The following is a 26328-nucleotide window of genomic DNA, read 5'->3' as shown; positions in this document are numbered from 1 at the left end:
GTGGAGCAAGGTATCAGACACGCGATACCGAAGGGAACTTCTGTAAACTCAGGCCGCCATGGCCAGACCGTGGTCCAGCTCGGCGCGGATGGCGTCGACCAGCGCGCCGTCGGTCCAGGACTTGAGGGTGCGGTATTCGCGGCCGCCCTCGGGGCGGTTCAGCATACCTGCCAGGTCCGAGCGCGAGGGGCAGATGCACATCGCGCCGGAGGCGGCAAAGACGACCTCGTCATTGTCGAACTCAAGCGTCACGACATAGGCGGGGGCTTCGGGGGTGATGCGGGTGATGCCGCAGATGCCGTCCAGGTCCTTGGCCTGCATCAGCACGAAGGGATCATCCAGCGCGGCCTCGGCGGCGTCGCTTTCGATCAGCACGGCCTGGTGCGGCAGCAGCACCATGTCCTGAGCGTTGCCGATGGCACCGGCGGGGACGAACAGCGGCTGCATCGCCTTGGGGCAGGCCCCTTCGGCGAACCAGATCGGATCGCGGCGGACGGCGCGGACCTCTTGCAGGCCGTTGTCGAAGGTCACGACGCGGGCACCGGGTTCGATCGTCTCGATCCGCTGGAAGCCCATGGCCGTCGCGATCTTGGTGCCTTCCACCAGGCCAGAGCACGCACCCATCACACCGCCGTTGTAGGCGCCGGTCATCTCGGTCATCCGCAGGGCCTTGTCTGCGCCTTTGGTGAATGCGTTCGTCATGTTCTATCTCCGGTTCCCGGCGTTTTGCCGTTTCGCTGACCCCTTCATTAAGCAGGGGTTAAACGGCTGGATCGGGTTGGAAATGGGGCAACTTGGCGACTTTGGACACAATCCCGCCCCGGTTCGCGGCAAAACCGCAGGACTGTCGCGGCCTCAGCTACAGTGCGGGGGCGTCAAAGCGGTATCCGAAGCGTTTGATGTCTTCGTCGCAAAGTTTACCCAGCAAATTCGAATCAACTTCGTCGTAATACGACCGGTAGTCCCGCCCGGTGCCCGTCACGTTCTCCTGCGGCAGGTCGAACCGGAACCCGAGGTGATCGAACAGCGGCGCCGCATCGTGCTGGAAATCTTCCAGCCGCAGGAACAGCGCGGGCCATTCCGCCCCCGCCGCGTCGGTCACGTAGTGACGCGCCGGACTGGCACGGAAACTGGCGCCGATCATCGGATGGTTGAGGAAGGGGCTGAACTCAAGCTCTTTCGCCAGCCGCACCGCCGGGTGATCGAAGCTTTGCTTTTGCAGCCAGTGGTAATAGCTGACCGTCCGCGCCCAGGGGTTGCGCACCAGCGCAAAGATCAGCAGGTCGTCCAACTCGTCCAGGCGGACCAGCCCGTCCAGATCGGCCAGCGTCGAATGCTTCCAAAGCCGCCCGCGCGTCTCGATCCCCTTCACCTTGCCCCGCCGGTTCCGCGCCTTGGGCGTGTCGCCCAGCATGATGTCGTCCTTCATCGCCCGATCCTCCAGCGCCAGGGCAAGCGAGGTGCCCCCGGTCTTGGGGATATGGATGAAAAGGTAACGACGGCCGCGCGACAGGATCATGGGCCGGAGTTAGGCGGAACCGGCGCGGTGTGGCAAGGGGGTGCGGCGGCGCGCCTCCGACCCTGAGGCCGCCCCGACATCCCGGATCGCGGTCGCCCAAAACACGCCCCGGTCTCCCCAGGCGAAACCGTCCCCTCTCCCCCCGGGGGAGAGGGCTAGGGTGAGGGGTCGGCAACCCCGCCCCATTGCCCTTCCCGCCCGGCCCCCCTACCAATCCGCCCAAGCCCCCCCCCCCGAAGGACCCCCATGGACATCAGCCCCCTCCTCTTCCTCGCGGCCCTGCTGGTCGGCACCTCCAAGGGCGGGATGTCGTCGATGGGATCGCTGGCCGTGCCGATGGTGGCGCTGGTGATGAACCCGGTGACCGCCGCCGCGACGCTGCTGCCGGTCTATATCGTTACCGACTGGGTCAGCGTGGCGCTGTACCGGCGCGACTATTCGGCCCCGAACCTGAAGATCCTCGTGCCTGCCATGCTGATCGGGGTGGCGCTGGCCACCCTGCTGGTCACCCTGGCCCCCGAGGCGCTTTTGCTGATCCTCACCGGCTCGATCGGGCTCTGGTACTGCCTGCGGTCCTGGCTGCGCCGCACCCCCGCCGCCCGCACCGAACCGCACCGGATCCGCGGCACCGCCTGGGGGATCCTGGCCGGGATCGCCAGCTACATCACCCATTCCGCCGGGCCGCCGACCCAGGCCTACCTGCTGCCGCAACAGCTGCCCAAACTGCAGTACGCGGGCACGATCGCCATCTGTTTCGCCATTATCAACCTGTCGAAACTGCCGGGCTATGCGCTGGCCGGGCAGTTCGACGGGCTGGACCTTCGCCTTGTGCTGTCGCTGACGGCCGTGGGGATCGCGGGCACCGTGCTGGGCCGCTGGCTGACCGGCGTGCTGCCGCAATCCGCCTACGTCAAGGTGATCGAGGTGCTGCTGTTCCTCGTCTCGCTCATCCTGCTGACCAAGGGCGCAACCGCGCTGCTGACCTGAGGGCAATTCCCTCGGCCCCAGATCTGCGCTATCCCGGATGCCGGAAAGCATGGGGAGGATGACCATGGGCTGGATGGCCGACGAAACCGGACTTGAGAAATGCGCAGCGAACTACGTGCCGCTGACGCCGCTGTCGAACCTGCGCCGCGCGGTGAAGATCTGGCCGAAGCGCGAGGCGCTGGTCTATGGCACCTTCCGCAAGACCTATGCCGAATACTACGACCGCGTCACCCGGCTTGCCTCGGCCCTTGTCGGTTTGGGAGTGAAGCCGGGCGATGTCGTGGCGACCATCCTGCCCAACCTGCCCAACCACGCCGAGGCGCATTTCGGCGTGCCCGCCTGCGGCGCGGTCCTGAACGCGATCAACACGCGGGTCGAGCCCGACACGATCGCCTATATCCTCGATCACGGCGGGGCGAAGGTCGTGCTGTGCGACAGCCAGTTCATCCATGTCCTGGCCGAGGCCGTCGAGCGGATGGAAGGCCCCGCCCCCATCATCATCGAATGCCCCGACGATCAGGCCGGCGTCCACGCCCAGACCGACCATGTGACGCACGAGGAGCTGCTGACCAAGGGCGACCCCACCTTCGACTGGATCATGCCCGAGGACGAATGGGAGAGCATTGCCCTCAACTACACCTCCGGCACCACCGGGCGGCCCAAGGGCGTGGTCTATCACCATCGCGGCGCGCATCAGAACGGCATGGGCCAGATCCTGTCGTGGCAGATGACGCATTACCCGCGCTACCTGACCATCGTGCCGCTGTTCCACTGCAACGGCTGGTGCCACACCTGGATGATCCCTCTGCTGGGCGGCACCGTCGTCTGCTGCCGCGACATCACCGCGCCTGCCCTCTTCAGCGCTTTCGCCGACGAAGGCGTCACCCATTTCGGCGGCGCGCCCATTGTGCTCAACATGCTGGTCAACGCCCCCGACGACCAGAAGCGCGACTTTCCCCAGACGGTTCAGGTCTTCACCGCCGGCGCCCCGCCCGCCCCCGCGACGCTGGCCAAGATCGAACCCATGGGCTTCAACGTCACGCAGGTCTACGGCCTGACCGAGGTCTACGGCCCCGCCACCGAATGCACCTGGGACGACGACCTCTGGGGCGACCTGCAAGGCGACGACCGCGCCGCGATCAAGGCGCGTCAGGGCGTGGCCATGCCCGCCTATGAACACATCACCACCATGACCTCGACCATGGAGCAGATCCCCATGGACGGCACCGCCACGGGCGAGATCATGATGCGCGGCAACGGCGTCATGAAGGGCTATTACAAGAACCCCAAGGCCACCGAAGAGGCCTTCAAGGGCGGTTACTTCCACACCGGCGACATCGCCGTGCAGCACCCCGACGGCTACATGCAGATCGCCGACCGGGCGAAGGACATCATCATCTCGGGCGGGGAAAACATCTCTTCGGTCGAGGTCGAGGGCGTGCTGATGGCCCACCCGGATGTGCTGCTTTGCGCCGTGGTGGCCAAGCCGGACGACAAATGGGGCGAGGTTCCTTGCGCCTTTGTCGAACTGAAGGACGGCCGCACCGGGGACGAGGCCGCGCTGATCGCCTTTGCCCGCGAACGGCTGGCCGGGTTCAAGACGCCCAAGAAGGTGGTGTTCCAGGACCTTCCCAAGACCTCGACCGGCAAGATCCAGAAGTTCGAACTGCGGACGCAGGCCAAGACCATGTGAGGGACGGCGCCATCAACCGGCGCCCTCCCCGCTCTGCCTGCAAAGGGCCCCATGATCACGGATATCGAGGATTTCTTCACCAAGGGCTGCGGGCGCTGCGACCGCTTCGACACGCCGGCCTGTTCGGCCCGGCTTTGGATTGACGGGCTGACAAAGCTGCGGGCCATCTGCCGCTCTGCCGGTCTGGAAGAAACCGTCAGGTGGGGGCAGCCCTGCTATCGCCACGCCGACCGGAACATCGCCATCGTGGGCGCCTACCAGCAGAAGTTCATCCTCGGCTTCTTCGATGCCGCCCTGCTGTCGGACCCCGAGGGCGTGCTGGAAAAGCCCGGGCCGAATACGCAGCACGCCAACACCATGTCCTTTACCGATGCAGCGCAGGTTGCGGATCTGGAACCGACCATCCGCGCCTATCTGGACGAGGCCAAGCGCCACGCGGAGGCCGGCACCAGACCGCCAAGGAACACCGCCGCCCCGGACCTGCCGGAAGAGCTGTCGGACGCGCTGGATGCGGATGCCGAACTGGCCGAGGCCTTCCATGCCCTTACCCCCGGACGACAGCGCAGCTACGTCATCAACCTGAGCAGTGCAAAGACAGCCGAGACACGGATCAGACGGATCGGGAAATTCCGCGACAGGATCCTCATGGGCAAGGGCGCGACGGAACGCTAACCCGCGCCCGGCCCGCCGTACGCCACCGTTTCCATCCGATGATTGGAAGCCCGAAACCCCGGCAACCGGACAACACGGTCGGAGACACCCTCCGTGCTGTCCGGCGGCGCCACACCTTACCAAGGCTCCTCCTGCCGCGGCTCGGGGCGCGCGACAAGCCTAGGCCGACCAGCGCCCATGGCGGAATACCTGCCGGGCGGTTAAATGGGCCTATACGTAAGAACAGGGGATTGCAGGAATCGCAGGGCCGTCGGCGGAATTGCTCCTGCCTTCCCCCCATGATAGATTGGTGCCAGAGGCGGAGCAGGCCCAACATATGGCGATCGACACCGAATATCAGCAGCTCGTGGCAACGGGCCTGTGGCGCGCCTCGCCCGAGGGGCAGCGCCGCGAAGTGACCGTGACCATCGGCGCGGAAACTCTGATCCTGTCGGACGATCAGGCCCGTGCGGTGGCGCATTGGTCCCTGCCCGCGCTGGTCCGCGCCAATCCCGGCGTGATCCCGGCCATCTATCATCCCGACGGCGATCCCGGCGAGACGCTGGAACTGGCCGAGACCGAGGATCAGATGATCCGCGCGCTCGACAAGCTGCGCACCGCCATTGAACGCCGCCGCCCGCATCCCGGACGGCTGCGCATGGTCCTGCTGGTGCTGATGCTGGGCGCCGTGATCATCGGCGGCGTCTTCTGGCTGCCCGACGCGCTGCGCCGCCACGCGGTGTCGGTTGTGCCGCAGGCCAAGCGGGCCGAGATCGGCGAAGCCCTGAAAGAGGAAATCACCCGCGTCTCCGGCCCCGCCTGCGACTGGGCCGACGGGCAAGAGGCGCTGAACCGTCTGGCCACGCGCATCGCCCCGCAGGACAAGCGCCTGCGCCTGCGTGTCGTGGAAGAAGCCGTGCGCGGCGCCCTCTTCCTGCCCGGACGCGAGATCCTGATCAACAAGCGCCTGATCGAGGATTACGAAGAACCAGACGTCGTCGCAGGCTTCGTGCTGAACGAACTCCTGCGCGCCGCTGCCACCGATCCGCTGGACGACCTGCTGCGTTTTGCGGGCGCGCGCGCCTCGTTCCAGTTGCTGACCATCGGCGACATGCCCGGCGGTGCGCTGCGCAAATACGCCGAACACCTGCTGACCAACGACCGCACAGCGCTCGACACCGCCGCCCTGCTCAACCGCTTTGCCAACGCGCAGGTCCGGTCCTCGCCCTATGCCTATGCCCTGGATCTGAGCGGTGAAAGCACCCTGCCCCTGATCGAAGGCGACCCCTTCCGCGCCGAGGCCCCGCCCCCCCTGCTGCCCGACGCCGACTGGCTGCGGCTGCAGGAAATCTGCGAATAACGCGCGCCGCGCGGCAAAAGACAGTCACGCCCGATTTCCGGCGGCAGGCCGTCTGAAATCCGCTAGTCTTGGTGCATGATGTTTGACCTGCCCGATCCCGCCACCTGCTATGCCAGCTTCTTTGACAGCCCCGACATGATGCGCGGGCGGCTTTGGGTCGGCGTGACCTCGACCGGCATCCTGTGCCGCCCCGGCTGCCCCGCCCGCAGGCCCAAGCCCGAGAACTGCGCCTGGTTCGCCTCTGTCCCCGCCGCGCTGGACGCGGGCTTCCGGCCCTGCAAACGGTGCCGGCCCACCGAACCCGCCGGGGCCGATCCGCTGGTTGCCCGCCTGTCACGCGCGCTGGAAGACGACCCCGCCCGCCGCTGGAGCGAAGGCGACGTCAGCGCCATGGGCATCGACCCCTCGACCGCCCGGCGCGCCTTTCGCCGCGCCCTGGGGATCACCTTTCTCGACTATGCGCGCCTGCGCCGCCTGCAGGCCGGGGCGCGCGAACTGTCACGCGGGTCGCGGGTGATCGACGCCCAGCTCGAGGCCGGGTTCGACAGCGGATCGGGCTTTCGCGCGGCCTTCGCCCGCCTGCTCGGCCTCCCGCCCGAGGCGCTGGCCACCCGCGCCGACGCGCTGCTGCAGGCCGACTGGATCGACACCGAACTTGGCCCGATGATCGCCGTGGCCGACGACCACGGCCTGCACCTGCTCGAATTTGCCGACCGCCCCGCCCTGCCCCGTGAACTGGCGCGGCTGCACAAGGCGGTGAAGGGCCGGATGACCTTTGGCCGGACAGCCCCGATGGATCAGGCCGCCCGCGAACTGGCCCGGTACCTGGCGGGCGATGACGCCACCTTCTCCACGCCGCTGACCTATCACGGCACGCCCTTCACCTGCGCCGTCTGGGACGCGCTGCGCCAGATCCCGGCAGGCGAGACGCTTAGCTATTCCGCGCTTGCCGCACGCCTTGGCCGCCCCGAGGCCACCCGCGCCGTCGCCCGGGCCAATGGCGCCAACCAGATCGCCGTTCTGATCCCCTGCCACCGGGTGGTCGGCGCCGACGGCTCGCTGACCGGTTACGGCGGCGGGCTTTGGCGCAAGGACCGGCTGATCGAACTGGAACGCAGCTACGGTCGCGCAACAGCCTGACGCACAAGGCAAAAGGCCCCGGATGTCCGGGGCCTTGGTCAATCCTGTCTCGTCAGCCTAGCGCCGGGGAAAGGCGCCCGGGAACCCGGCCTTCTGCGCGGTGCGCAGCGCATGGCCGATCGCGCGGTCCGACCCGAAGGGACCGGCCATCACGACCTGGCCGCTGGCATCGTTGCGGATCGTGACGGGCAGACCCGCCGCCGCCAGACGCTGCGCCGTGGCCTGGGCATTGGACGGCGTGCGGAAGCTGCCGACCTGCACATAACGGCCCGAGATCGGCGCGCGGTCGACCTTCGGCGCCGCGCTGCGGCTGGACACGTTCGGCGCCACGGCCACGCCCTGCGGCCGGATCTCGACCGGGACCAGCCGACGCGGCAGGGTCTTGGTCCAGACCAGCTCCATCTGACGCTTGCCCGCCAGCGTCTGTTCGGCACGGCGCGGATTCAGGCGGTCGTCTTCCCAGATCGGACGATAACCCTTGGGGATGCGCACATCCTGCGCCATGACCCGTTCCTTGTAGGCCGGGGCCGGCATCACCCGCGCCTGGGGCGAGACATATCCCTGCCCGGTCGTACGCGCCCGGACCACTCGGGTCACCGGGCGGTCCGTGGTGCGGGCCTGCACGGGCGCAGGCGCGGCGACCACGACCGGCGCGCGCTTTTCATAGCTGGGCAGGGCCACGGCGGCCGGCGCCGGGGCGGCATAGCTGGGGGCGATCACGCGGGGCGCGGCGGCCACCACGCGGGCCGATCCCGCCGCATAAGGCGCATAGTCCGACTGCGGCCCGCAGCGCAGGGCAAAGCCCCCGTTGCCGCGTTCCATGTACTGACGCCCGACCGGCGACAGGTCTCCGCAGGGATCATCGACCGAGGTCACGGCGCGCGGCGCGGTCTGCACCGGCGCGGCGACACGCGGGCGCGCTTCGACCACGGGGGCCGTCGGCACACGGACGACCGGCGCAGCAGGGCGTGCCACCCGCACCGTCGGCCCGGCGACAGACGCGGCTACCGGAGCGGGTGCCGGGGTGATCACCTGGGGCCGCGCGGCCACGACAGGCGCGGCGGCCGGCGCAGCAGCGACCGAGGCCACCCGGGCAGGCGCCGTCTCGGCCGGGGCGCCGCTTTCGGGCACGGCCGCCGTGATTTCGGTCACGTCGGAGCGCGGCAGCGCGGGCTGCGCGCGGGTCGCGCCCGCCACGTTGGTCGGCTGGAAGCCACAGACCTGCGACCGGTTGCGCGCGACACGCGGCACCCAGGTCACCTGGCCTTCGAACCCGGCACGGATGAAGACACAGCCTTCGCTGTCGACATACTGCTTGCCGGTGAAACTGGCGGGCGGATATTCGGCCGGACCGTCCTTGGGCCGGATGATGTTCTGTGCCGCGACAGGTGCAGCCCCCAGAATCGACAGCAGCAAAACGGCAGAAAACTTGCGCGACAACGGATTCATCCAGACCCCCCGGGGATTTGCCCCGATCCTGCCCCAAACCCCGGCTTGAGTAAAGGGATCAGGACGGGCCAGCCCCCCTATTTGGTGCCGAACATCCGGTCACCCGCATCACCTAGACCCGGCACGATATAGCCCTGATCGTTCAGGCGTTCGTCCAGCGCGGCGGTGATGATCGGCACATCCGGATGCGCCTCTTTCATGCGGGCGACGCCCTCGGGGGCGGCCAGCAGGCACAGGAAACGGATGTTCTTGGCGCCCGCGTTCTTCAGCAGGTCGATCGCCGCGGCCGAGGAATTGCCCGTGGCCAGCATCGGATCGACCGCGATCACCATCCGGTCTTCCAGGTTTTCGGGCACCTTGAAGTAATACTGCACCGGCTGCAGCGTCTTCTCGTCCCGATACAGCCCGACAAAACCGACCCGCGCCGCCGGAATCAGTTCCAGGATCCCGTCCAACAAACCGTTGCCCGCCCGCAGGATCGAAATCAGCGCCAGCTTGCGCCCTTCGAGGATCGGCGCCTCCATTTCCTCGATCGGGGTCTTGGTGGTCTGCATCGTCACCGGCAGATCCCGCGTGACCTCGTAGGCCAGAAGCAGAGAGATCTCGCGCAGCAGCTGCCGGAACGACTTGGTCGACGTCGTCTCGTCCCGCATCAGGGTCAGCTTGTGCTGCACAAGCGGGTGATCGACGATCGTGAGGTGCTGGGTCATGCGGGATGGTCCTTCAGTCTTTCGGCCAGTTTCGCCTTGGTATCACCATCACAGAAGGCCGCGTCCAGTGCGTTGCGCGAGATTTCAAGGAAATCCTCGGCGCCCCAACCGAAGGCGCGTTCCAATTGTTCGTATTCACGGGTCATCGTGGTGTGGAAGAACGGCGGATCATCGGTCGACACGGTGACCTTCACCCCGCGCTCGCGCAGCGCCTGGATCGGGTGGCGATCCCACTTGGGATAAAGCCCCAGAACGATGTTCGAGCCTGGGCAGACCTCAAGCGTGACACCGCTTTCCGCCAGCTGATCGACCAGCGCCAGGTCCTCGATCGCGCGCACGCCATGGCCGACGCGCACGACGCCGATCCCGTCCACCGCTTCGCGGACCGAGGCCGGGCCGCCCCATTCGCCCGCATGCGCCGTCAGCTGCAGCCCCGCCTCGCGCGCCAGGTCGAACGACCAGGCGAAATCGGTCAGCTTGCCCTTGCCCTCGTCCCCGCCGATGCCGAAGCCGGTGATCCAGTCGCCCGCCGTCTCGGCCGCACAGAGCGCCGAGGCCTTGGCCTTCTCGGGTCCGAAATGGCGGATGCAGGTGACGATGCCCCGCATGACGATGCCATCTTTCGCCTCGGCCCGCGCCGCCGCCTCCTGCATGGCATGCAGATATTCGCGCCAGGCCGCCACGTCCGATCCGCCGCAGAAATCGGGCGAGATGAACATCTCGGTATAGATCACCCCATGGGCGGCGCTTTCCTCCAGCACCGCCGTGGTCAGCCGCGCATAGTCGTCGGGCGTCTTCAGGACCGACGTCGCGGCCTCGTACACCGACAGGAAATGCACGAAGTCGCGGAAGTCATAACTTCCGTCCTCCTTGAACACGCGCGAGATATCGACCGATTTCTCCTGCGCCAGCCCCCGGATGAAGGCAGGCGGCGCCGCGCCTTCGATATGCAGATGAAGCTCTAGCTTCGGCAGGTCTTTCAGGCTCATGTCACCCTCTCGTTCATGTCTTGTCGCCGCGCCCGTGGCGGGCTTGGGATGCCTCCGGCGGGGATATTTTCAGCAAAAAGAAAGCATATCTTCATCTTGCCGGAAATACTCCGGGGGAGTCCGCAGGACGGGGGCAGCGCCCCCTAAGTCCACGCCACCCCCAGGTGCGCCGCCGCCAGATGGGCGACACCGGTGAAGGGGATCACCCCCAATTCGCCCGCGCCCTGCCCGGCAACCAGCACCGGCACCCGTTCGCGGGTGTGGTCCGTGCCGATCCAGCTGGGGTCGTTGCCATGGTCCGCCGTCAGGATCAGCATGTCGCCCTCCCGCAGGTTCGGCAGGATCGCCCCGATGCCGGCGTCGAACCATTCCAGCGCCCGGGCATAGCCCGAGATATCGCGGCGGTGGCCGTAAAGGCTGTCGAACTCGACGAAGTTGGCGAAGGTCAGGCTGCCGTCCTCGGCCGTGTCGACCGCGCGCGCCAGGTGATCCATCAGCGCGGCGTCCGTCCCCTTCACCACGTCGTCGATGCCGGACATCGAAAAGATGTCGCCGATCTTGCCGATCGCATGAACGGGCCGTCCCGCCGCCTGCACCCGGTCGCAGAGCGTGGGCGCCGGGGGGGCGATGGCGAAATCCTTGCGGTTGGTCGTCCGCTGGAAATCCGCCGCGGAGGTTCCGACGAAGGGCCGCGCGATAACCCGCCCGACCTTCATCGCGTGCAGGGTCGGCGCGATGGCCTTGCACAGATCAAGCAGCCTTTGCAGGCCGAAGGTCTCCTCGTGCGCGGCGATCTGGAAGACCGAATCCGCCGAGGTGTAGCAGATGGGCTGGCCGGTGCGCATGTGTTCCTCGCCCAGCTCCGCGATGATCGCGGTGCCCGAGGCATGGCAATTGCCCAGGATCGCGTCTGTGCCCGCCGCGCGACAGACCTTTGCCACCAGGTCGTCGGGAAAGGCCGGCGTGGTGTCGGGGAAATAGGTCCAGTCCCAGGGCACCGGCACGCCCGCCAGTTCCCAGTGCCCCGAGGGCGTGTCCTTGCCCGGCGAGACCTCGGTCGCGGCGCCCCAGGTGCCCGTGGGGATGGCGTCGAGACCCGGCGCGTCGATGCCCGAGGCTAGCCGGACCGCCGCCCCCAGCCCGAGCGCATCCAGATGCGGCAGGCGCAGCGGGCCGGACCGGCCGTCTTCGGCCCGCCCCTCGGCACAGGCCTGCGCGATATGGGCCAGCGTGTTGGCGCCCGTGTCGGGCACGTCGCCGTTGAAGAACCGATCCGCATCCGGCGCGCCGCCGATGCCGACCGAATCCATCACCGCCAGAAAGACCCGCGCCATCAGCCGATGCCCTCGCGGATCAGCGGTGGCACCTCGGGCGCGCTCTCGGACAGTCTCACCGCCGCCTGCACCGACCGAACCGCGGCCGTGGCATGATCCATCCGCGAGGCATGGACGCGGCCAAGCGCCTGGCCCTTGGTGACCTTGGTGCCCAGGGGCAGCATGTCCGACAGGCCGACCGCATAGTCGATCTCGTCCCCCTCGACATGCCGTCCGCCGCCCAGGTCGACGACGGCCAGGCCAAGCGCCTGCCCGTCCATTTCCGACACGTAACCGTCGGACAGGGCGGGGATTTCCCGGATCACCGTCGCCTCGGGCAGGAACCGGCCCGGGTTCTCGACGAAATGCACCGGCCCGCCCATGGCCGCGACCATGCGGCCAAAGACCTCGGCCGCCTTGCCGTTGGCGATGACCTCAAGCACCTTCGCCGTGCCCTCGGCCACGTCCGCCGCCAGCCCCGCGCCCGACAGCACCACGCCGCCCAGCATCGCCGACAGCTCCAGAAGCGGCCCCTCGGCCCGGCTTGCCAGCACATCGCAGGACGCCGCGACCTCAAGCGCATTGCCAAGCGCCGGGGCCAGCGGCTGCGACATGTCGGAAATCACCGCCGCCGTGCGGCACCCGGCCTCGTTCGCGGTGGTCACCAGCGCCTCGGCCAGCGATTTCGCCTCGTCCATGTTCTTCATGAAGGCGCCCGAGCCGATCTTGACGTCCAGCACCAGCCCATCAAGCCCCGCCGCCAGCTTCTTGGACAGGATCGAGGCGGTGATCAGATCAAGGCTTTCCACGGTCGAGGTCACGTCGCGCACCGCATAAAGCCGCCGGTCCGCCGGGGCGATGCCTGCGGTGGCCGAGACGATCGCGCAGCCGGTCTTTTCGACGACATCGCGGAACCGCGCCTCGTCCAGCGTGGTGATCAGGCCCGGGATCGCCTCCATCTTGTCGAGCGTGCCGCCCGTGTGGCCCAGCCCCCGGCCCGAGATCATCGGAACATAGGCCCCGCAGGCCGCCAGCGCAGGCGCCAGCACAAGGCTGACGCAGTCGCCCACGCCGCCCGTCGAATGCTTGTCCAGCGCAGGCCCCGGCAGATCCCAGGCCAGAACGCGTCCCGAATCCCGCATCGCGAGCGTCAGGGCGACCCGCCCCTCGTCGGACATGCCGTTGAGCAGCGCGGCCATGGCAAAGGCCCCGGCCTGCGCGTCCGTCACATGGCCGTCGGCCAGTCCGGCGGCGAACCACTGCAATTCGTCCCGCGTCGGCGTGTCGCCGTCGCGCAGGGTGGCGATGATGCGGCGGGCGTCCATCAGACCCCCTCCCCGGCCTTATCCCAGGCCTTGTCCATATGGCTGGCGTCGAACCGGCCCGGCAGGATCTCGGCCAGGGTCATCTGGCGCGACTTGCCGTCGATCGTGCCCATGGTCACCACGACCTCGGGTCCGCCGAATTCCACCAGTTTCTGGCGGCAGCCGCCGCAACAGGGCACCGGCTCGGGGCTGTCCGCGATCACCGCGACCTCGGCGATCTCGGTCTCTCCGGCGGCGCACATGGCGGCGATGGCCCCGGCCTCGGCGCAGGTGCCTTCGGGATAGGCCACGTTTTCCACGTTCACGCCGACATAGACCTTGCCCGACCTCGTGCGGATCGCCGCCCCCACCTTGAACCGGGAATAGGGCGCATAAGCGTTGCCCCAGACATCGCGCGCCGCTTGCATCAGATCCATGATAGCCTCCTGCTTGACCCGAACCGGAGATAAGAACGGGAGTCACAGTCAATGCCCCATGGCGCGGCAATGCAAGGGGGGACGCGGGGTCCGCCCCGTCACCTGCCGTCAGGCGGCAGTCCGCTGCCTGTCCGGGACGACAAATGCAACCGCCGGGGCAAGCCCGTCTTCCCCCGGCACAAGAAATAGTTTAACGCTCAACCATCCAGAGCGGAGGAGTCGGAATGTCCACGGAACAAGGGTCAGGCAAGAGGGAAGCGCTGCGGCAGGCGGCCCTGACGTATCACGAACTTCCCCGCCCCGGTAAGCTTGAGATCCGCGCGACCAAACCGCTGGCCAACGGCCGCGACCTGAGCCTGGCCTATTCTCCCGGCGTGGCCGAGGCCTGCCTCGAGATCAAGGATGATGCCACCAATGCCTCGCGCTATACCGGGCGCGGCAACCTTGTCGCGGTGGTGTCGAACGGCACCGCCGTGCTGGGCCTTGGCAATATCGGCGCGCTGGCCTCGAAACCGGTGATGGAGGGCAAGGCCGTCCTCTTCAAGAAATTCGCGGGCATCGACTGCTTCGATATCGAGGTGAACGAACCCGACCCCGAAAAGCTGGCCGATATCGTCTGCGCGCTGGAACCGACCTTCGGCGCGATCAACCTTGAAGACATCAAGGCCCCCGACTGCTTCGTGGTGGAAAAACTGTGCCGCGAACGGATGAACATCCCCGTCTTCCACGACGACCAGCACGGCACGGCCATCGTGGTCGGTGCGGCCGCCACCAATGCCCTGCATGTCGCGGGCAAGGACTGGGCCGACATCAAGGTGGTGTCGACGGGCGGCGGCGCGGCGGGCATCGCCTGCCTCAACATGCTGCTGAAACTGGGTGTCAAACGCGAAAACGTCTGGCTCTGCGACATCCACGGGCTGGTCTACGAAGGCCGGGCCGAAGACATGAACCCGCAGAAGGCCGCCTTTGCCCAAGCTTCCGACCTGCGCACGCTGGACGATGTGATCGACGGCGCGGACCTGTTCCTGGGCCTTTCGGGCCCCGGGGTGCTGAAGCCTGAACAGGTGGCCCGCATGGGCGCGCGCCCGATCATCTTTGCCCTGGCCAACCCCACGCCCGAAATCATGCCCGAGGACGCCCGCGCGGTCGCCCCGGATGCCATCATCGCCACCGGCCGGTCGGATTTCCCCAACCAGGTCAACAACGTGCTGTGCTTTCCGTTCATCTTCCGCGGCGCGCTCGACGTCGGCGCGACCGAGATCAACGACGAGATGAAGATCGCCTGCATCGAAGGCATCGCCGCCCTCGCCCGGGCCACCACCAGCGCCGAAGCCGCCGCCGCCTACCAGGGCGAACAGCTGACCTTCGGGGCCGATTACCTGATCCCCAAACCCTTCGATCCGCGCCTGTCGGCCACCGTATCCACCGCCGTGGCCCGCGCCGCGATGGAGTCGGGCGTCGCCACCCGCCCGATCGAGGATCTGGACGCCTACCGCGAAAAACTGCGGTCGTCGGTCGTGCGCTCGGCCCTGCTGATGCGGCCCGTCTTCGACGCCGCCCGCACCGCCTCGCGCCGCATCGTCTATGCCGAGGGCGAGGACGAACGGGTGCTGCGCGCCGCCCAGGCGATCCTTGAGGAAACCACCGAACAGCCGATCCTCATCGGCCGCCCCGAGGTGATTGAACACCGCTGCACCCGCGCGGGCCTCAAGATCCGGCCGGGCGTCGATTTCACCGTGGTGAACCCGGAAAACGACCCGCGCTACCGCGATTACTGGGGCACCTATCACGACCTGATGGCGCGCAAGGGGGTCACCCCCGACCTCGCCCGCGCGATCATGCGCACCAATACCACCGCCATCGGCGCGGTGATGGTGCACCGGGACGAGGCCGACAGCCTGATCTGCGGCACCTTCGGCGAATACAACTGGCACCTCAACTACATCAGCCAGGTGCTGGGCAATGCCGACCTCAGCCCCCATGGCGCCCTGTCGCTGATGATCCTCGAGGACGGGCCGCTGTTCCTGGCCGACACCCATATCCATTCGACCCCCACGGCCGAACAGATCGCCAAGGCCACCATCGGCGCCGCGCGCCACGTCAAGCGCTTCGGCCTGACACCCCGCGTGGCCATCTGCGGCCGGTCGCAGTTCGGCAACCAGGAGACCGAAAGCGCCGCGCGCCTGCGCGACGCCATCGCGATCCTCGACAGCACCCCGCGCGACTTCGCCTATGAAGGCGAGATGAACATCGACACCGCGCTTGATCCCGAGCTGCGCGAACGGGTCTTCCCCGGGTCGCGGATGGACGGGGTGGCCAACGTGCTGATCTTCGCCAACGCCGACGCCGCATCCGGCGTGCGCAACATCCTCAAGCTGCGCGGCGGCGGGCTCGAGGTCGGGCCGATCCTGATGGGCATGGGCAACCGCGCCCATATCGTGACGCCCTCGATCACCTCGCGCGGGTTGCTGAACATGGCCGCCATCGCAGGCACGCCGGTGGCGCATTACGGCTGACGCAGCGCGCCGCCCCTGGCCAGGTGGGCGGCGCGCCCCGCATCGCGGGATTACTTCTTGGTGGTGCTGGTGCCGGGTTTCGCCGGTTTCGGCTTCTTGTCGCCCATGGCGGTCATCCTTGATGAGGACACGGCACGATGCCGTGCCTGCCCCCATTCGACGCCTCGCAGCCCCGAGTCGGCAAGAAGATTCACAGCGGAATCGCCCGACAAACACGCATCCCCGGATCACATTTGCTTGTCGGCCCGCCTGACTTTGCAAACATCGCCAGATTTTGCCCCCGCCCCCTGCAACAAAATGGCTTTGCAAAAGTTTGCAGGCCCGGAAACCGCATTTCTGCAAAACTTTTGCGCCAAAGCGCCGCGCCCCGGCGCTTGAAACTTGCGCGAAAGAAGACCTTCATCCTACCAAACCCGAAGTCTCGGAGGAGGAGGAGAGCCACCATGGGATACAGCGACGTCTACGCCAGCTGGCAGAAGGACCCCGAAGCGTTCTGGATGCAGGCCGCCGAAGCGATCGATTGGGACCGCAAGCCGACCCGCGCGCTCGATGACAGCAACGCCCCCCTCTACGAATGGTTCACCGACGGCATGGTCAACACCTGCTGGAACGCCGTGGACCGGCACGTCGAACAGGGCCGCGGCGAACAGGCCGCCATCATCTACGACAGCCCCATCACCCACACCAAGCGCGAGATTTCCTTCGTCGAACTCCGCAACCGCGTCGCCACCCTTGCCGGGGCCCTGCGGGCCAAAGGCGTCGAAAAGGGCGACCGCGTCATCATCTACATGCCGATGATCCCCGAGACGCTGGAAGCCATGCTGGCCTGCGCCCGCATCGGCGCCGTGCATTCCGTGGTCTTCGGCGGCTTTGCCTCGAACGAACTGGCCGTGCGCATCGATGACTGCACCCCCAAGGCGATCATCGCCGCCTCCTGCGGGTTGGAGCCGGGCCGCGTGGTGCATTACAAGCCGCTTCTCGACGGGGCCATCGACCTTGCCACCCACAAGCCCGACTTCTGCGTGATCTTCCAGCGCGAACAAGAGGTTGCCGAACTTACCCCCGGCCGCGACGTCAACTGGCACGGGTTCCAGTACGGTGTCGAGCCCGCCGAATGCGTGCCCGTCGAAGGCAGCCACCCGGCCTATATCCTCTATACCTCCGGCACCACCGGTCAGCCCAAGGGCGTCGTGCGCGCCACCGGCGGCCACCTCGTCGCGCTGAACTGGACGATGAAGAACCACTACAACGTCGATCCCGGCGATGTCTTCTGGGCGGCGTCGGACGTCGGCTGGGTCGTGGGCCACAGCTATATCTGCTACGGGCCCCTGATCCACGGCAACACCACCGTGGTATTCGAGGGCAAGCCCGTCGGCACCCCCGACGCCGGCACCTTCTGGCGGGTGATTTCCGAACACAAGGTCCGCAGCTTCTTCACCGCCCCCACGGCCTTCCGCGCGATCAAGCGCGAGGATCCCAAGGGCGAATACGTCAAGAAATACGACCTGTCCTGCCTGCGCGCGCTCTACCTTGCGGGCGAACGCGGCGACCCCGATACGATCAACTGGGCCAAGAACATCCTTGGCGTGCCGGTGATCGACCACTGGTGGCAGACCGAACTGGGCTATCCGGCGGTCGGCAACCCCATGGGGATCGAGCTTCTGCCGGTCAAGGTCGGCTCTCCTTCGGTCGCGATGCCGGGCTATGATTTCAAGGTGCTCGACGACGAGGGCAAGGAACTGCCCGCGGGCGAGCTTGGCGCGCTGGTCACGCCCCTGCCCCTGCCACCCGGCACCTTCCCGACGCTCTGGAACGCCGAAGCGCGATTCCGCAAGTCCTACCTCGACCACTTCCCCGGATACTACGAGACCGGCGATGCCGGCATGGTCGACGAGGACGGCTATGTCTGGATCATGGCGCGCACCGATGACGTCATCAACGTCGCGGGCCACCGCCTCTCGACCGGCGGGATGGAGGAGGTCCTGGCCAACCACCCCGACGTCGCCGAATGCGCCGTGATCGGCGTGAAGGACGACCTCAAGGGTCAGCTGCCCGTCGGCTTCCTCTGCCTGACGACCGGGGTCAACCGCCCCCACGACGAGATCGTCAAAGAGGTCGTCACCATGGTCCGCGACGCCATCGGCCCCGTCGCCGCCTTCAAGCTGGCGGTCGTGGTGGACCGCCTGCCCAAGACCCGGTCTGGCAAGATCCTGCGCGCCACGATGGTCAAGATCGCCGACAGCGAAGACTACAAGCTGCCCGCCACGATCGACGACCCTGCCATCCTGGACGAGATCAAGGTCGCCCTCCAAGGCATTGGCTACGCGAAATAAATCACCCCGCGACACGTAGGGTGCGTGCATGCACGCACCGCCACCACGCATGGGACAGACAGAAAAAGGGCGGGGTTTCCCCCGCCCTTTGCGCGTCATGCGATCGCGTCAGATCACTTGCGGCGACGGCGCACCAGCCCCAAGGCGCCCAGCCCGCCGATCAGCAGCGGCAGACCTGCCGGCAGCGGAACGGCCGGCGTCGTCGTTTCGGCCTCCGTCAGGAAGACCTGAGAGGCAGAGCTGTAGGAAACGCTGCTGTCCGTCTGAACCGAGAACGTCGCGGTATGCGTGAAGTCCAGATCCGTCAGGCCATTGTTGTCCCCGAAACGTACTGCGCTTACGAAGAGATGGCCAAAGATCTTGAGCGTCTGGTTGTTGCTGGTGAGTGTTGTAGACGCAGTCAGAACTTCGTCCAACATGTCGGTAATTTCGTTCACAGAGTCGTCGCTACTGCCAAAAATTACAAGGCGTTCATAGCTGTCGTAGTCCAAGGCGCTGCAGACGTCTTTACCTAAGCACTGCCAGCTCTGGGAATCTCCCGCAAACGAACCGTCATAGATCGCGACTTCGGCTCGAATAGTGAACGACGATCCGATGAAGGCGCCCGCAGCCAAGGCATCTGAGTTAATGGTTCCGTCGACGCCCAAGTTAACCGTGGCCAGTGTCCCCATCCCACCGGTGAACGTCAGGGTGTCCCCCATGGTTGCCGCCCCGCTGCTTTGGGCAGAGAACCCACTGGGACCGCCGGTATTGCCGACCTCTGCCGTTGCGCCGGCCTTGAGCGTACCGGCGGCAAGATCCGCAATAGCCGAAGCCGTGGCGGTGCTTTTCCCCTCGGTCGGCAAGTCCAGCGACGAGTCGGTCGAAAGGGTTGAGCGTTTTACCGCATCGTCTTGAGTGTCTTCTAATTCTTCTGCAACTTTGCCGTCAGAGCCAATGCGGGATGCCTCGCTCGCTACCATGGTTTCAGCGAACCAGCCGTTGGGAGCCACCGACGCTGCAAAGGCCTGCCCCGGAACCACGGTGACAAAGCCCGTGGCCGCCAGCGCAAATGCGCCATTCAGGCACATGAATTTAATGGATTTCATCGTAGTTTCCTTGAACTAGATTCTAAAATTAGGTCGGCAGAGGTTGCCGTGAAGCAACAATTCGGTCAAAGGATTTTTGCCAAAAGGAAATACAGGTTTACTCTGATTCAAGCCCAAGGTGTCGCCAAGGCGCGTCGCACGCCTTTTGGTTGCGCCGAGACGATCGCTCCCCCCGACAGAACCACAAAAAAGGGCGGGGTTTCCCCCGCCCTCTCTCGGTCGAAAAATCGGCCGTCAGTGCTTAGACATGAAGTCGTCGACTTCGCGCTTGGCCTCGTCCTTGGCATAGCCGTAGCGTTCCTGCAGCTTGCCTTCCAGCTTCTCGCGGTTGCCCGCAACAACGTCGAGGTCATCGTTGGTCAGCTTGCCCCACTGGACCTGAGCCTCGCCCTTGATCTGCTTCCAATTGCCTTCGATTTGATCCCAGTTCATGACAGTATCCTCCGTTGAGATGTCATTCGCAGGGTCAACCGACACGACCCGTGGGCGGTTCCCGCCGACCTACAGGTCGCGCCCCCAGGTCTGCCCCTTCAGATTGGCCCCGAAAGACATGTGGTGCGATTCCTCCATCAGCTCAAACCCCCGGGATTGATAGATTTTCCGCGCAGCCGTCAGCACATCGTTGGTCCAAAGCTCGATCCGCCGATAGCCCACGGCGGTCGAGAATGTGAGACATTGATCAACCAGTTTACCGCCCAGCCCCAGGCCGCGCGCATGGGCTTCGACGTGCAGCAGGCGCAATTGGGCGATCTCGGGGGTCTTTTCCATCACGAAGACCGCACCGGCGGGCTGGCCATCGACCTCGGCCAGCCATCCGGTTTCGCGCAGGGCGGGCTGGCGGGCGGCGAAGTCGGACAGGATCTTCAGCACCAGCGTCTCGTAGTCGCCGTTCCAGCCGTATTCGCGGACATACAGCCGGGTCTGCTGCGCGATGACCCAGCCCATGTCGCCGGGACGGATGCGGCGCAGGGTGATCTCCGGCGCGCCGCGGTCGCTCAGCAGGCGCTCGGCCTCGGTCAGGACCTCGACCAGCCGTTCACGCTCTCCGTCGCGCAGGGTGTCGAGGTAGGCGCCGATCTGGTCCTGCTGCGCCTGCACGTTGTCGAGGTAGAGCGCATGGCCCTTCCCCGTCAGGAACAGCCGCAACCGCTTGGCATGGTCGGGGTCCGGGCGCCGGTCCAGCAAGCCGCCCTTTTCCAGATCCGCGACGGCCCGGCTGACCTGCGCCTTGTCCAGCCCGACCGCACGGGCAATCTCGGCAGCTGTCGGCGCCGCCTCTCCGGCGATGCCGATCTGGTAGAGCACCCGCATCGGCGTCAGCCCGTAATCGGTGCCGAGGAAGCGGTCGGACAGCGCGCCGACGAATGCGGTGTAGAACCGGTTGAACTGCCGAACGGCTTCGACCTGATCAAGACTGGCGTACATGTGATGACCTCCGCAACACTCAGGTTGCAGATGTCGATCATTGTGTTGATCGAGTCAACACATATCCGTCACATGAACTGTTCCCGGATCAACCGCTCCTCAAGCCCATGGCCGGGATCGAACAGCAGCCGGTGCACGATCTTCGGCTCGGACACGATTTCGACCGACAGCACATTGGGCACCGACCGGCTGTCGGCGTCGGCCATCACCGGGCGTTTCTCGGGCTCGAGCACGTCGAACCGCACATGCGAGGCCACAGGGATCAGTGCCCCGCGCCAGCGCCGGGGCCGGAAGGGGGCGATGGCGGTCAGGGCCAGAACGTCGGCATCGATCGGCAGGATCGGACCGTGGGCGGAATAGTTGTAGGCGGTCGATCCGGCCGGGGTGGCCAACAGTGCGCCGTCGCAGACAAGCTCCTCCATCCGGACCTTGCCATCGACGGAAATCCGCAGCTTGGCCGCCTGTGGACCCGCGCGCAGCAGCGACACCTCGTTGATCGCCAGCTCCTGCGTGACCTTGCCGTCGGCCCGGGTCGCCCGCATCGACAACGGATTGATCAGCGCCAGTTCGGCGGCCTCGACCCGCTCCATCAGGTCGATGTCGTGGAATTCGTTCATCAAAAAGCCGACGGTGCCACGGTTCATGCCATAGACCGGCGCGTGCAGGTGCTGCGTCCGGTGCAGCGTGGACAGCATGAAGCCATCACCGCCAAGCGCCACGATCACATCGGCCTCGGCCTCGGGCACATGGCCGTATCGCGCCGCCAGTTCGTCCCGCGCCTGCCGCGCCTTGGGCCCCCGGCTGGCCACAAAGGCCAGTTTCTTCACCATGCCGCCGATCCCCTGCCGGAGTTTCCGTTCCGCTTATCGCCTTCCGAAACAACCATAAACTTCCGCGCCTTGCCAGCCCTGCCGCAAACGTAACCGAAAGCGTCACAATCGCCCCTTCCAGCCTATGGTCTATTCCGGTAAGCAACCCGCAAACCTGCCATCGGAGATCCCGCCATGAAAGACATCAAGGACGAAGGCTTCTTCACCGAAGCGCTTGAATCCCGCGACCCCGAAATTTTCGGTGCCATCCGCAACGAACTTGGCCGCCAGCGCGACGAGATCGAGCTGATCGCCTCCGAGAACATCGTCTCGGCCGCCGTGCTTGAGGCACAGGGATCGGTGATGACGAACAAGTACGCCGAAGGCTATCCGGGCAAGCGCTACTATGGTGGCTGCCAGTTCGTCGACGTGGCCGAGGAGCTGGCCATCGAACGCGCCAAAGAGCTGTTCGGCTGCAACTTCGCGAACGTCCAGCCGAACTCGGGCAGCCAGATGAACCAGGCGGTCTTTCTGGCGCTGCTGCAGCCGGGCGACACCTTCATGGGCCTCGATCTGAACTCGGGCGGTCACCTGACCCACGGGTCGCCGGTGAACATGTCGGGCAAGTGGTTCAACGTCGTCTCCTACGGCGTGCGCCAGCAGGACGAACTGCTTGATATGGAAGACATCCGCGCCAAGGCGCTGGAACACAAGCCCAAGCTGATCGTCGCCGGCGGCACCGCCTATTCCCGCGTCTGGGATTGGCAGGCGTTCCGCGATATCGCGGACGAGGTTGGCGCCTACCTGATGGTCGACATGGCCCACATCGCGGGCCTCGTGGCCGGCGGCGTGCACCCCTCGCCCATTGGTATCGCCGATGTCGTGACCACCACCACGCACAAATCCCTGCGCGGTCCGCGCGGTGGCATGGTGCTGACCAATGACGAGGCGATCGCCAAGAAGATCAACTCGGCCGTGTTCCCCGGCCTTCAGGGTGGTCCGCTGATGCATGTCATCGCCGCCAAGGCCGTGGCCTTCGGTGAAGCCCTGCGCCCCGAGTTCAAGGATTATGCCGCGCAGGTCGTGAAGAACGCCCAGGCCATGGCCGACCAGCTGATGAAGGGTGGGATCAACATCGTCTCGGGTGGCACCGACAACCACCTCTGCCTCGCCGACCTGCGTCCCAAGGGCGTGACCGGCAAGGCGGCCGAGGCCGCCCTGGGCCGCGCCCACATCACCTGCAACAAGAACGGCGTGCCCTTCGATCCTGAAAAGCCCTTCGTGACCTCGGGCATCCGCCTGGGTGCGCCCGCAGGCACCACGCGCGGCTTCGGTGAGGCCGAATTCCGCCAGATCGCCGACTGGATCGTCGAGGTCGTGGACGGCCTGGCAGCCAACGGCGACGCCGACAACGGTGAGGTCGAGGAAAAGGTGAAAGCCGAGGTCTCGGCGCTCTGCGCGAAGTTCCCGCTGTATCCGAACATGTGATATCCGGGGGCCCGCGCCCCTTCACATATGCGACAATTCAGAAAGGTCCGGCGCCGAAAGGATGCCGGGCCCTTTCCTTTTGCAACATTTCAGATCAAACCGCGCCACCTGGCAAAGGCGATGACAAGCGCTGCCAGAAGCAGCAGGTTGAACGCCAGGGACGCCAGCCCGCCGATCAGGCGCCGACTGCGCAGGTCCTTTACGTCGACGGACTGGATGCCCTCCATCAGCCGGTCAAAGGCCCGGTCCAGTTTCTTGGCGTCCAGTTGTTGCTGCAGCTTGGGATGCCCGGCCAGATCCTGCGCCGCCAGGATCTCGGCCCCGGCCTTGCGGGCCCGGATCGGAAGGCGCCGCCCGGCCCGCGCCAGCGCCTGACGCAGGTCGGCCGGCTTGCCGCCGAAGGCCTTCTTCAGCGCGGTCTCGGCCTCTTTCACGCGCCGATTGAAGCGGGAGTCGTCGTACATCTGGCAGCACCTCTGGGCAAATCCTACAATTCCGCTCCGGCGTGCTCAACCGCTCTGGCAAGTCGTCCGGCGCGGGCCTAGGGTCGCGGCATGTTGAACATGATCCGCCACGACGGCCCCGCCGGGACCACCCCCCTTGTCATCGCGCACGGCCTGTTCGGGTCGGCCAAGAACTTTGCCGGGGTCGCGAGAAAACTGAGCGAAACCCGCACCGTGGTCTGCGTCGACATGCGCAATCACGGCGACAGCCCCTGGACGGACACCCACAGCTATCCCGACCTTGCGGGTGACCTGGCCGAGGTCGTGCAAAGCCTGGGCACGGCGGATCTGATGGGCCATTCCATGGGCGGCAAGTCGTCCATGGTGATGGCGCTGACCCGGCCAGAGGGCCTGCGCCGCCTGGTGATCGCCGATATCGCGCCCGTCGCCTATGACCACAGCCAGACCGACAAGATCGACGCGATGGAGGCCGTCGACCTGTCTGCCGTCACCCGCCGGTCCGACGTCACCGCGCGCCTGCAGGAGCTGGGGGTCAGCGCGGGCTATGCCGGGTTCTTCACCCAGTCCTTCGATCTGGCCGAGAAGCGCTGGCGCTTCAACCTCAGAACCCTGCGCGCCGAGATGGACAAGCTGGTCGGCTTTCCGCAGGTCGAGGGCCGGTTCGACGGCCCTGCGCTGTTCCTGTCCGGCGGCGACAGCGATTATGTCCTGCCCGAGCACCGCGATCGCATCAAGACGCTGTTCCCGAACGCCTATATGGCCAAGCTGCCCCGCGCCGGCCACCTGCTGCACGGCGACCGCCCCGAGGCCTTCCTGACCGCCGTTCAGACCTTCCTGGACGCCCCGGATCGTCAGGCGTCGTAAAGGCGACGCGCCACGGCCCAGGTGACCGGCACCGCCGCGACGGCCCCGAACACCGCGGCCATCAGGATCGGCCGCAGGGTGTCCTGCCCCGTGACCAGCGCCACGACAACGGCCGACCCCGCAAGGGTCGTGCCGATCAGCGAATAAAGCATGGAGGCCAGGCGCAGCATGGGCGGTCCCTTTCGTGATACCGGGATCAGGGTGCGCCACGGTCGCGCGACCGGCCTTGATCTGGATCACCCGACCGCGTCAGGTCTCGGCCAGCTCGTCCGAGGTTGAGCCCTCTTCAAGCGTGTCCCCGATCCCGGAGCCGGTGTCAGGGTCGCGATCCGGGTCCCCCGACGACGGGTTCGATCGCGCAAAGCCGCTGCGCAGCCCGCCGACGGATTGATCCACCAGACGCTCGATCTCTCCGATCCCGGGATTCCGCGCCTCGATCTCGGCGATGATGTCGCGCAGGGCATCCTGCAGAGCACCTTGCGGGATAGGCGCTAGGTCGGGCCGCTCGATCCCCTGCCCCGCAGGCGCGCCCGGATCCCCCGTGCCCTGCGTCGAGACCACCGGATGCGGCCGCGTGACCAGCCAGCGCGGCCCGCCCATGTAGACGGCGGCGTACAAGGTCTTCGCGGTCTTCTCGGACGCGCCACCGACCCGCAGCGCCTCGTAGAACATGCGGTGCGTCGCCTGCCAGGGGCGCGTGTGGTAATAGGGCGTCGCTTCGTTCCCGACACCGCAATAGCTGTCGTGGATCGCCGCCGCCTTGGCAAAGGCCGGATCGGTCGGCCGCCCCACGACGGACACGAAGACCGGCGGGATCGACGCCCCGTCCGTCAGGATCCCCTTGGGCGCGATCCAGGTCTGCTGCCGCGCGTCGACGAAGTTCAGATCCTGCGCCAGCGGCTGGAACGGATAGGGCCTGCGCGGCAGCCGCACGATGTCCGAGGCCAGCTGCAGCGGCGCATTCACGAAGGCACAGAAGGTCCCCGCCGCCCCGGTACAGAACGTCGCCCCGCGCGTATCGCTGTCGGGTGGCGGAACGCAGGCCGCAAGAAGCGGCCAGGCGGCAATGGACAGGGCAAGGCGCAGGCGGGGTGTGGAGAGACGACGCGTAACGGGCACAGGGAAATCCGGCTGAGACAAAGACTGACTTGAATGGCCGGGATGATTCCACGTGGGGGGGCGTCGGGCAAGATGGTAATGTTGCCGGGGGGTGTTCAGCCTTTCCTAACCAGTTTGCGGCACCTTGGCCGCATGCCCAACTACCGCCGCCCCCATTTGTCCGGGGCCAGGATCTTTTTCACCGTCACTCTCGCCGATCGCGACAGCGACCTCCTGGTTAGGCAGGTCGACCTGCTGCGCACTGCCGTGCGCCGGACCCGCGCCGAACGTCCCTTCGCGATAGAGGCATGGGTGGTCTTGCCGGACCACATGCACTGCATCTGGCAGATGCCAGACGGCGACAGCGACTATCCGACGCGATGGCGCCTGATAAAGTCACGGTTTTCCCGACAGCTGGACCCGGGCCCGCGGCGACCAAGCCACGTCCGGCGCGCGGAACGGGGGATCTGGCAGAGACGGTACTGGGAGCATCACATCCGGTCAGACCGCGAATTTCACAGACTGCTGGAATATTGCTGGGCCAACCCGGTCAAACATGGCCTCGTCGATACACCGCACGACTGGCAATGGTCATCCATCCATTCCGACGCGCGGTGTCCAAGGGAGCGTCCGTGCGCCGTCGAAAAGGTTGTGAACGCCGCGTAGGGTGCGTGCTTGCACGCACCATATC

26 protein-coding genes are annotated in these 26328 nt (G+C 66.5%); 10 read left to right on the top strand and 16 right to left on the bottom strand.

Annotation, left to right across the window (positions count from 1 at the left end; translation table 11 throughout):
* Positions 1–48: 48 nt before the first annotated feature.
* Positions 49–702, bottom strand: a complete 654-nt coding sequence (locus E4S58_RS14805; RefSeq protein WP_136637228.1) for a Hint domain-containing protein — start codon at positions 700–702, stop codon at positions 49–51.
* Between the two features lie 157 nt (positions 703–859).
* Positions 860–1519: a sulfotransferase family protein gene (locus E4S58_RS14800; protein ID WP_136637227.1), complete on the bottom strand. Its 660-nt coding sequence runs from the start codon at positions 1517–1519 to the stop codon at positions 860–862.
* Between the two features lie 246 nt (positions 1520–1765).
* Between E4S58_RS14800 and E4S58_RS14795 the strand changes: the two genes are divergently transcribed.
* From E4S58_RS14795 to E4S58_RS14775, 5 genes are all read left to right on the top strand, one after another.
* On the top strand, positions 1766–2506 hold the full coding sequence (locus tag E4S58_RS14795; RefSeq protein ID WP_136637226.1) for a sulfite exporter TauE/SafE family protein: 741 nt from the start codon (positions 1766–1768) through the stop codon (positions 2504–2506).
* Between the two features lie 64 nt (positions 2507–2570).
* Positions 2571–4199, top strand: a complete 1629-nt coding sequence (locus tag E4S58_RS14790; protein WP_136637596.1) for an AMP-binding protein — start codon at positions 2571–2573, stop codon at positions 4197–4199.
* 51 nt (positions 4200–4250) lie between these two features.
* Positions 4251–4871 carry a YdeI/OmpD-associated family protein gene (locus E4S58_RS14785; protein WP_136637225.1) on the top strand — a complete coding sequence of 207 codons (621 nt, stop codon included), beginning with the start codon at positions 4251–4253 and terminating at the stop codon, positions 4869–4871.
* A 316-nt stretch (positions 4872–5187) separates the two neighbouring features.
* A complete protein-coding gene (locus tag E4S58_RS14780) occupies positions 5188–6210 on the top strand; it encodes a hypothetical protein (RefSeq protein ID WP_136637224.1) in 1023 nt (340 codons plus the stop codon).
* 75 nt (positions 6211–6285) lie between these two features.
* A complete protein-coding gene (locus tag E4S58_RS14775) occupies positions 6286–7350 on the top strand; it encodes a bifunctional transcriptional activator/DNA repair enzyme AdaA (RefSeq protein WP_136637223.1) in 1065 nt (354 codons plus the stop codon).
* A gap of 57 nt (positions 7351–7407) precedes the next feature.
* On the opposite strand, the gene E4S58_RS14770 is transcribed toward E4S58_RS14775, so the two are convergent.
* The 6 genes from E4S58_RS14770 to E4S58_RS14745 form a co-directional block, all read right to left on the bottom strand.
* Complete coding sequence (locus E4S58_RS14770; RefSeq protein WP_169052681.1) at positions 7408–8799, bottom strand: SPOR domain-containing protein; 1392 nt, start codon at positions 8797–8799, stop codon at positions 7408–7410.
* A gap of 77 nt (positions 8800–8876) precedes the next feature.
* The gene (gene upp / locus E4S58_RS14765) at positions 8877–9509 is read right to left on the bottom strand and encodes a uracil phosphoribosyltransferase (RefSeq protein WP_136637221.1); all 633 of its coding nucleotides are present in this window, start codon (positions 9507–9509) and stop codon (positions 8877–8879) included.
* Positions 9506–10498, bottom strand: coding sequence for an adenosine deaminase (locus E4S58_RS14760; RefSeq protein WP_136637220.1), 993 nt, complete (start codon positions 10496–10498; stop codon positions 9506–9508). The genes upp and E4S58_RS14760 overlap by 4 nt, the downstream gene beginning before the upstream one ends.
* Positions 10499–10641: 143 nt before the next feature.
* On the bottom strand, positions 10642–11832 hold the full coding sequence (locus E4S58_RS14755) for a phosphopentomutase (RefSeq protein ID WP_136637219.1): 1191 nt from the start codon (positions 11830–11832) through the stop codon (positions 10642–10644).
* On the bottom strand, positions 11832–13136 hold the full coding sequence (locus E4S58_RS14750) for a thymidine phosphorylase (protein ID WP_205965395.1): 1305 nt from the start codon (positions 13134–13136) through the stop codon (positions 11832–11834). Before E4S58_RS14750 ends, E4S58_RS14755 begins: the two co-directional genes overlap by 1 nt.
* Positions 13136–13552, bottom strand: a complete 417-nt coding sequence (locus tag E4S58_RS14745; protein ID WP_136637217.1) for a cytidine deaminase — start codon at positions 13550–13552, stop codon at positions 13136–13138. The genes E4S58_RS14750 and E4S58_RS14745 overlap by 1 nt, the downstream gene beginning before the upstream one ends.
* Positions 13553–13776: 224 nt before the next feature.
* Here E4S58_RS14745 and E4S58_RS14740 point away from each other — a divergent pair, with 224 nt between their 5' ends.
* The gene (locus E4S58_RS14740; protein ID WP_136637216.1) at positions 13777–16068 is read left to right on the top strand and encodes an NADP-dependent malic enzyme; all 2292 of its coding nucleotides are present in this window, start codon (positions 13777–13779) and stop codon (positions 16066–16068) included.
* 50 nt (positions 16069–16118) lie between these two features.
* Here the strand turns inward: E4S58_RS14740 and E4S58_RS17930 are convergent, their stop codons facing one another.
* Positions 16119–16262, bottom strand: coding sequence for a hypothetical protein (locus E4S58_RS17930; RefSeq protein ID WP_169052680.1), 144 nt, complete (start codon positions 16260–16262; stop codon positions 16119–16121).
* A gap of 249 nt (positions 16263–16511) precedes the next feature.
* Between E4S58_RS17930 and prpE the strand changes: the two genes are divergently transcribed.
* The gene (gene prpE / locus E4S58_RS14735) at positions 16512–18401 is read left to right on the top strand and encodes a propionate-CoA ligase PrpE (RefSeq protein ID WP_136637215.1); all 1890 of its coding nucleotides are present in this window, start codon (positions 16512–16514) and stop codon (positions 18399–18401) included.
* Positions 18402–18514: 113 nt separating this feature from the next.
* Here the strand turns inward: prpE and E4S58_RS14730 are convergent, their stop codons facing one another.
* From E4S58_RS14730 to E4S58_RS14715, 4 genes are all read right to left on the bottom strand, one after another.
* Positions 18515–19489 carry a VPLPA-CTERM sorting domain-containing protein gene (locus E4S58_RS14730; protein WP_136637214.1) on the bottom strand — a complete coding sequence of 325 codons (975 nt, stop codon included), beginning with the start codon at positions 19487–19489 and terminating at the stop codon, positions 18515–18517.
* Between the two features lie 234 nt (positions 19490–19723).
* Positions 19724–19921, bottom strand: a complete 198-nt coding sequence (locus tag E4S58_RS14725; RefSeq protein WP_136637213.1) for a CsbD family protein — start codon at positions 19919–19921, stop codon at positions 19724–19726.
* 69 nt (positions 19922–19990) lie between these two features.
* The gene (locus E4S58_RS14720) at positions 19991–20914 is read right to left on the bottom strand and encodes a bifunctional helix-turn-helix transcriptional regulator/GNAT family N-acetyltransferase (protein WP_136637212.1); all 924 of its coding nucleotides are present in this window, start codon (positions 20912–20914) and stop codon (positions 19991–19993) included.
* A gap of 68 nt (positions 20915–20982) precedes the next feature.
* Positions 20983–21744 (bottom strand): NAD kinase, encoded by a 762-nt coding sequence (locus E4S58_RS14715; RefSeq protein WP_136637211.1) that lies wholly within the window; start codon positions 21742–21744, stop codon positions 20983–20985.
* 174 nt (positions 21745–21918) lie between these two features.
* On the opposite strand from E4S58_RS14715, the gene glyA reads away from it, so the two are divergent.
* Positions 21919–23211, top strand: a complete 1293-nt coding sequence (gene glyA, locus E4S58_RS14710) for a serine hydroxymethyltransferase (protein ID WP_136637210.1) — start codon at positions 21919–21921, stop codon at positions 23209–23211.
* A gap of 89 nt (positions 23212–23300) precedes the next feature.
* Here glyA and E4S58_RS14705 read toward each other — a convergent pair whose 3' ends face one another.
* Positions 23301–23675: a hypothetical protein gene (locus E4S58_RS14705; protein WP_136637209.1), complete on the bottom strand. Its 375-nt coding sequence runs from the start codon at positions 23673–23675 to the stop codon at positions 23301–23303.
* A gap of 90 nt (positions 23676–23765) precedes the next feature.
* Between E4S58_RS14705 and E4S58_RS14700 the strand changes: the two genes are divergently transcribed.
* Entirely contained in the window at positions 23766–24539 is a 774-nt protein-coding gene (locus tag E4S58_RS14700) for an alpha/beta fold hydrolase (protein WP_136637208.1), read from the top strand.
* Here E4S58_RS14700 and E4S58_RS14695 read toward each other — a convergent pair.
* Both E4S58_RS14695 and E4S58_RS14690 read right to left on the bottom strand, forming a co-directional pair.
* The gene (locus E4S58_RS14695) at positions 24527–24709 is read right to left on the bottom strand and encodes a CTP synthetase (protein ID WP_136637207.1); all 183 of its coding nucleotides are present in this window, start codon (positions 24707–24709) and stop codon (positions 24527–24529) included. The two genes, E4S58_RS14700 and E4S58_RS14695, sit on opposite strands and share 13 nt — an antisense overlap.
* Before the next feature lie 79 nt (positions 24710–24788).
* Complete coding sequence (locus tag E4S58_RS14690; RefSeq protein ID WP_169052679.1) at positions 24789–25658, bottom strand: DUF1353 domain-containing protein; 870 nt, start codon at positions 25656–25658, stop codon at positions 24789–24791.
* 33 nt (positions 25659–25691) lie between these two features.
* Between E4S58_RS14690 and E4S58_RS18145 the strand changes: the two genes are divergently transcribed.
* Positions 25692–26303 carry an REP-associated tyrosine transposase gene (locus E4S58_RS18145; RefSeq protein ID WP_420821286.1) on the top strand — a complete coding sequence of 204 codons (612 nt, stop codon included), beginning with the start codon at positions 25692–25694 and terminating at the stop codon, positions 26301–26303.
* Positions 26304–26328: the final 25 nt, after the last annotated feature.

It is taken from the genome of Pseudooceanicola onchidii, from assembly GCF_004959925.1.
Taxonomy (GTDB): domain Bacteria; phylum Pseudomonadota; class Alphaproteobacteria; order Rhodobacterales; family Rhodobacteraceae; genus Pseudooceanicola; species Pseudooceanicola onchidii.
This window is presented reverse-complemented; position numbering and strand designations above follow the sequence as displayed.

What these genes read in the sequence shown, in the direction of transcription:
- prpE (WP_136637215.1), top strand. Translation starts at nt 16,512, where the DNA reads ATGGGATACAGCGACGTCTACGCCAGCTGGCAGAAGGACCCCGAAGCG.
- E4S58_RS14740 (WP_136637216.1), top strand. Translation starts at nt 13,777, where the DNA reads ATGTCCACGGAACAAGGGTCAGGCAAGAGGGAAGCGCTGCGGCAGGCG.
- E4S58_RS14785 (WP_136637225.1), top strand. Translation starts at nt 4,251, where the DNA reads ATGATCACGGATATCGAGGATTTCTTCACCAAGGGCTGCGGGCGCTGC.
- E4S58_RS14770 (WP_169052681.1), bottom strand. Translation starts at nt 8,799, where the DNA reads ATGAATCCGTTGTCGCGCAAGTTTTCTGCCGTTTTGCTGCTGTCGATT.
- upp (WP_136637221.1), bottom strand. Translation starts at nt 9,509, where the DNA reads ATGACCCAGCACCTCACGATCGTCGATCACCCGCTTGTGCAGCACAAG.
- E4S58_RS14795 (WP_136637226.1), top strand. Translation starts at nt 1,766, where the DNA reads ATGGACATCAGCCCCCTCCTCTTCCTCGCGGCCCTGCTGGTCGGCACC.
- E4S58_RS14790 (WP_136637596.1), top strand. Translation starts at nt 2,571, where the DNA reads ATGGGCTGGATGGCCGACGAAACCGGACTTGAGAAATGCGCAGCGAAC.
- E4S58_RS14760 (WP_136637220.1), bottom strand. Translation starts at nt 10,498, where the DNA reads ATGAGCCTGAAAGACCTGCCGAAGCTAGAGCTTCATCTGCATATCGAA.
- E4S58_RS14700 (WP_136637208.1), top strand. Translation starts at nt 23,766, where the DNA reads ATGTTGAACATGATCCGCCACGACGGCCCCGCCGGGACCACCCCCCTT.
- E4S58_RS14730 (WP_136637214.1), bottom strand. Translation starts at nt 19,489, where the DNA reads ATGAAATCCATTAAATTCATGTGCCTGAATGGCGCATTTGCGCTGGCG.
- glyA (WP_136637210.1), top strand. Translation starts at nt 21,919, where the DNA reads ATGAAAGACATCAAGGACGAAGGCTTCTTCACCGAAGCGCTTGAATCC.
- E4S58_RS18145 (WP_420821286.1), top strand. Translation starts at nt 25,692, where the DNA reads ATGGCCGGGATGATTCCACGTGGGGGGGCGTCGGGCAAGATGGTAATG.
- E4S58_RS14745 (WP_136637217.1), bottom strand. Translation starts at nt 13,552, where the DNA reads ATGGATCTGATGCAAGCGGCGCGCGATGTCTGGGGCAACGCTTATGCG.
- E4S58_RS14775 (WP_136637223.1), top strand. Translation starts at nt 6,286, where the DNA reads ATGATGTTTGACCTGCCCGATCCCGCCACCTGCTATGCCAGCTTCTTT.
- E4S58_RS14715 (WP_136637211.1), bottom strand. Translation starts at nt 21,744, where the DNA reads ATGGTGAAGAAACTGGCCTTTGTGGCCAGCCGGGGGCCCAAGGCGCGG.
- E4S58_RS14705 (WP_136637209.1), bottom strand. Translation starts at nt 23,675, where the DNA reads ATGTACGACGACTCCCGCTTCAATCGGCGCGTGAAAGAGGCCGAGACC.
- E4S58_RS14725 (WP_136637213.1), bottom strand. Translation starts at nt 19,921, where the DNA reads ATGAACTGGGATCAAATCGAAGGCAATTGGAAGCAGATCAAGGGCGAG.
- E4S58_RS14750 (WP_205965395.1), bottom strand. Translation starts at nt 13,136, where the DNA reads ATGGACGCCCGCCGCATCATCGCCACCCTGCGCGACGGCGACACGCCG.
- E4S58_RS14695 (WP_136637207.1), bottom strand. Translation starts at nt 24,709, where the DNA reads ATGCTGCGCCTGGCCTCCATGCTTTATTCGCTGATCGGCACGACCCTT.
- E4S58_RS14805 (WP_136637228.1), bottom strand. Translation starts at nt 702, where the DNA reads ATGACGAACGCATTCACCAAAGGCGCAGACAAGGCCCTGCGGATGACC.
- E4S58_RS14780 (WP_136637224.1), top strand. Translation starts at nt 5,188, where the DNA reads ATGGCGATCGACACCGAATATCAGCAGCTCGTGGCAACGGGCCTGTGG.
- E4S58_RS14720 (WP_136637212.1), bottom strand. Translation starts at nt 20,914, where the DNA reads ATGTACGCCAGTCTTGATCAGGTCGAAGCCGTTCGGCAGTTCAACCGG.
- E4S58_RS14755 (WP_136637219.1), bottom strand. Translation starts at nt 11,832, where the DNA reads ATGGCGCGGGTCTTTCTGGCGGTGATGGATTCGGTCGGCATCGGCGGC.
- E4S58_RS14800 (WP_136637227.1), bottom strand. Translation starts at nt 1,519, where the DNA reads ATGATCCTGTCGCGCGGCCGTCGTTACCTTTTCATCCATATCCCCAAG.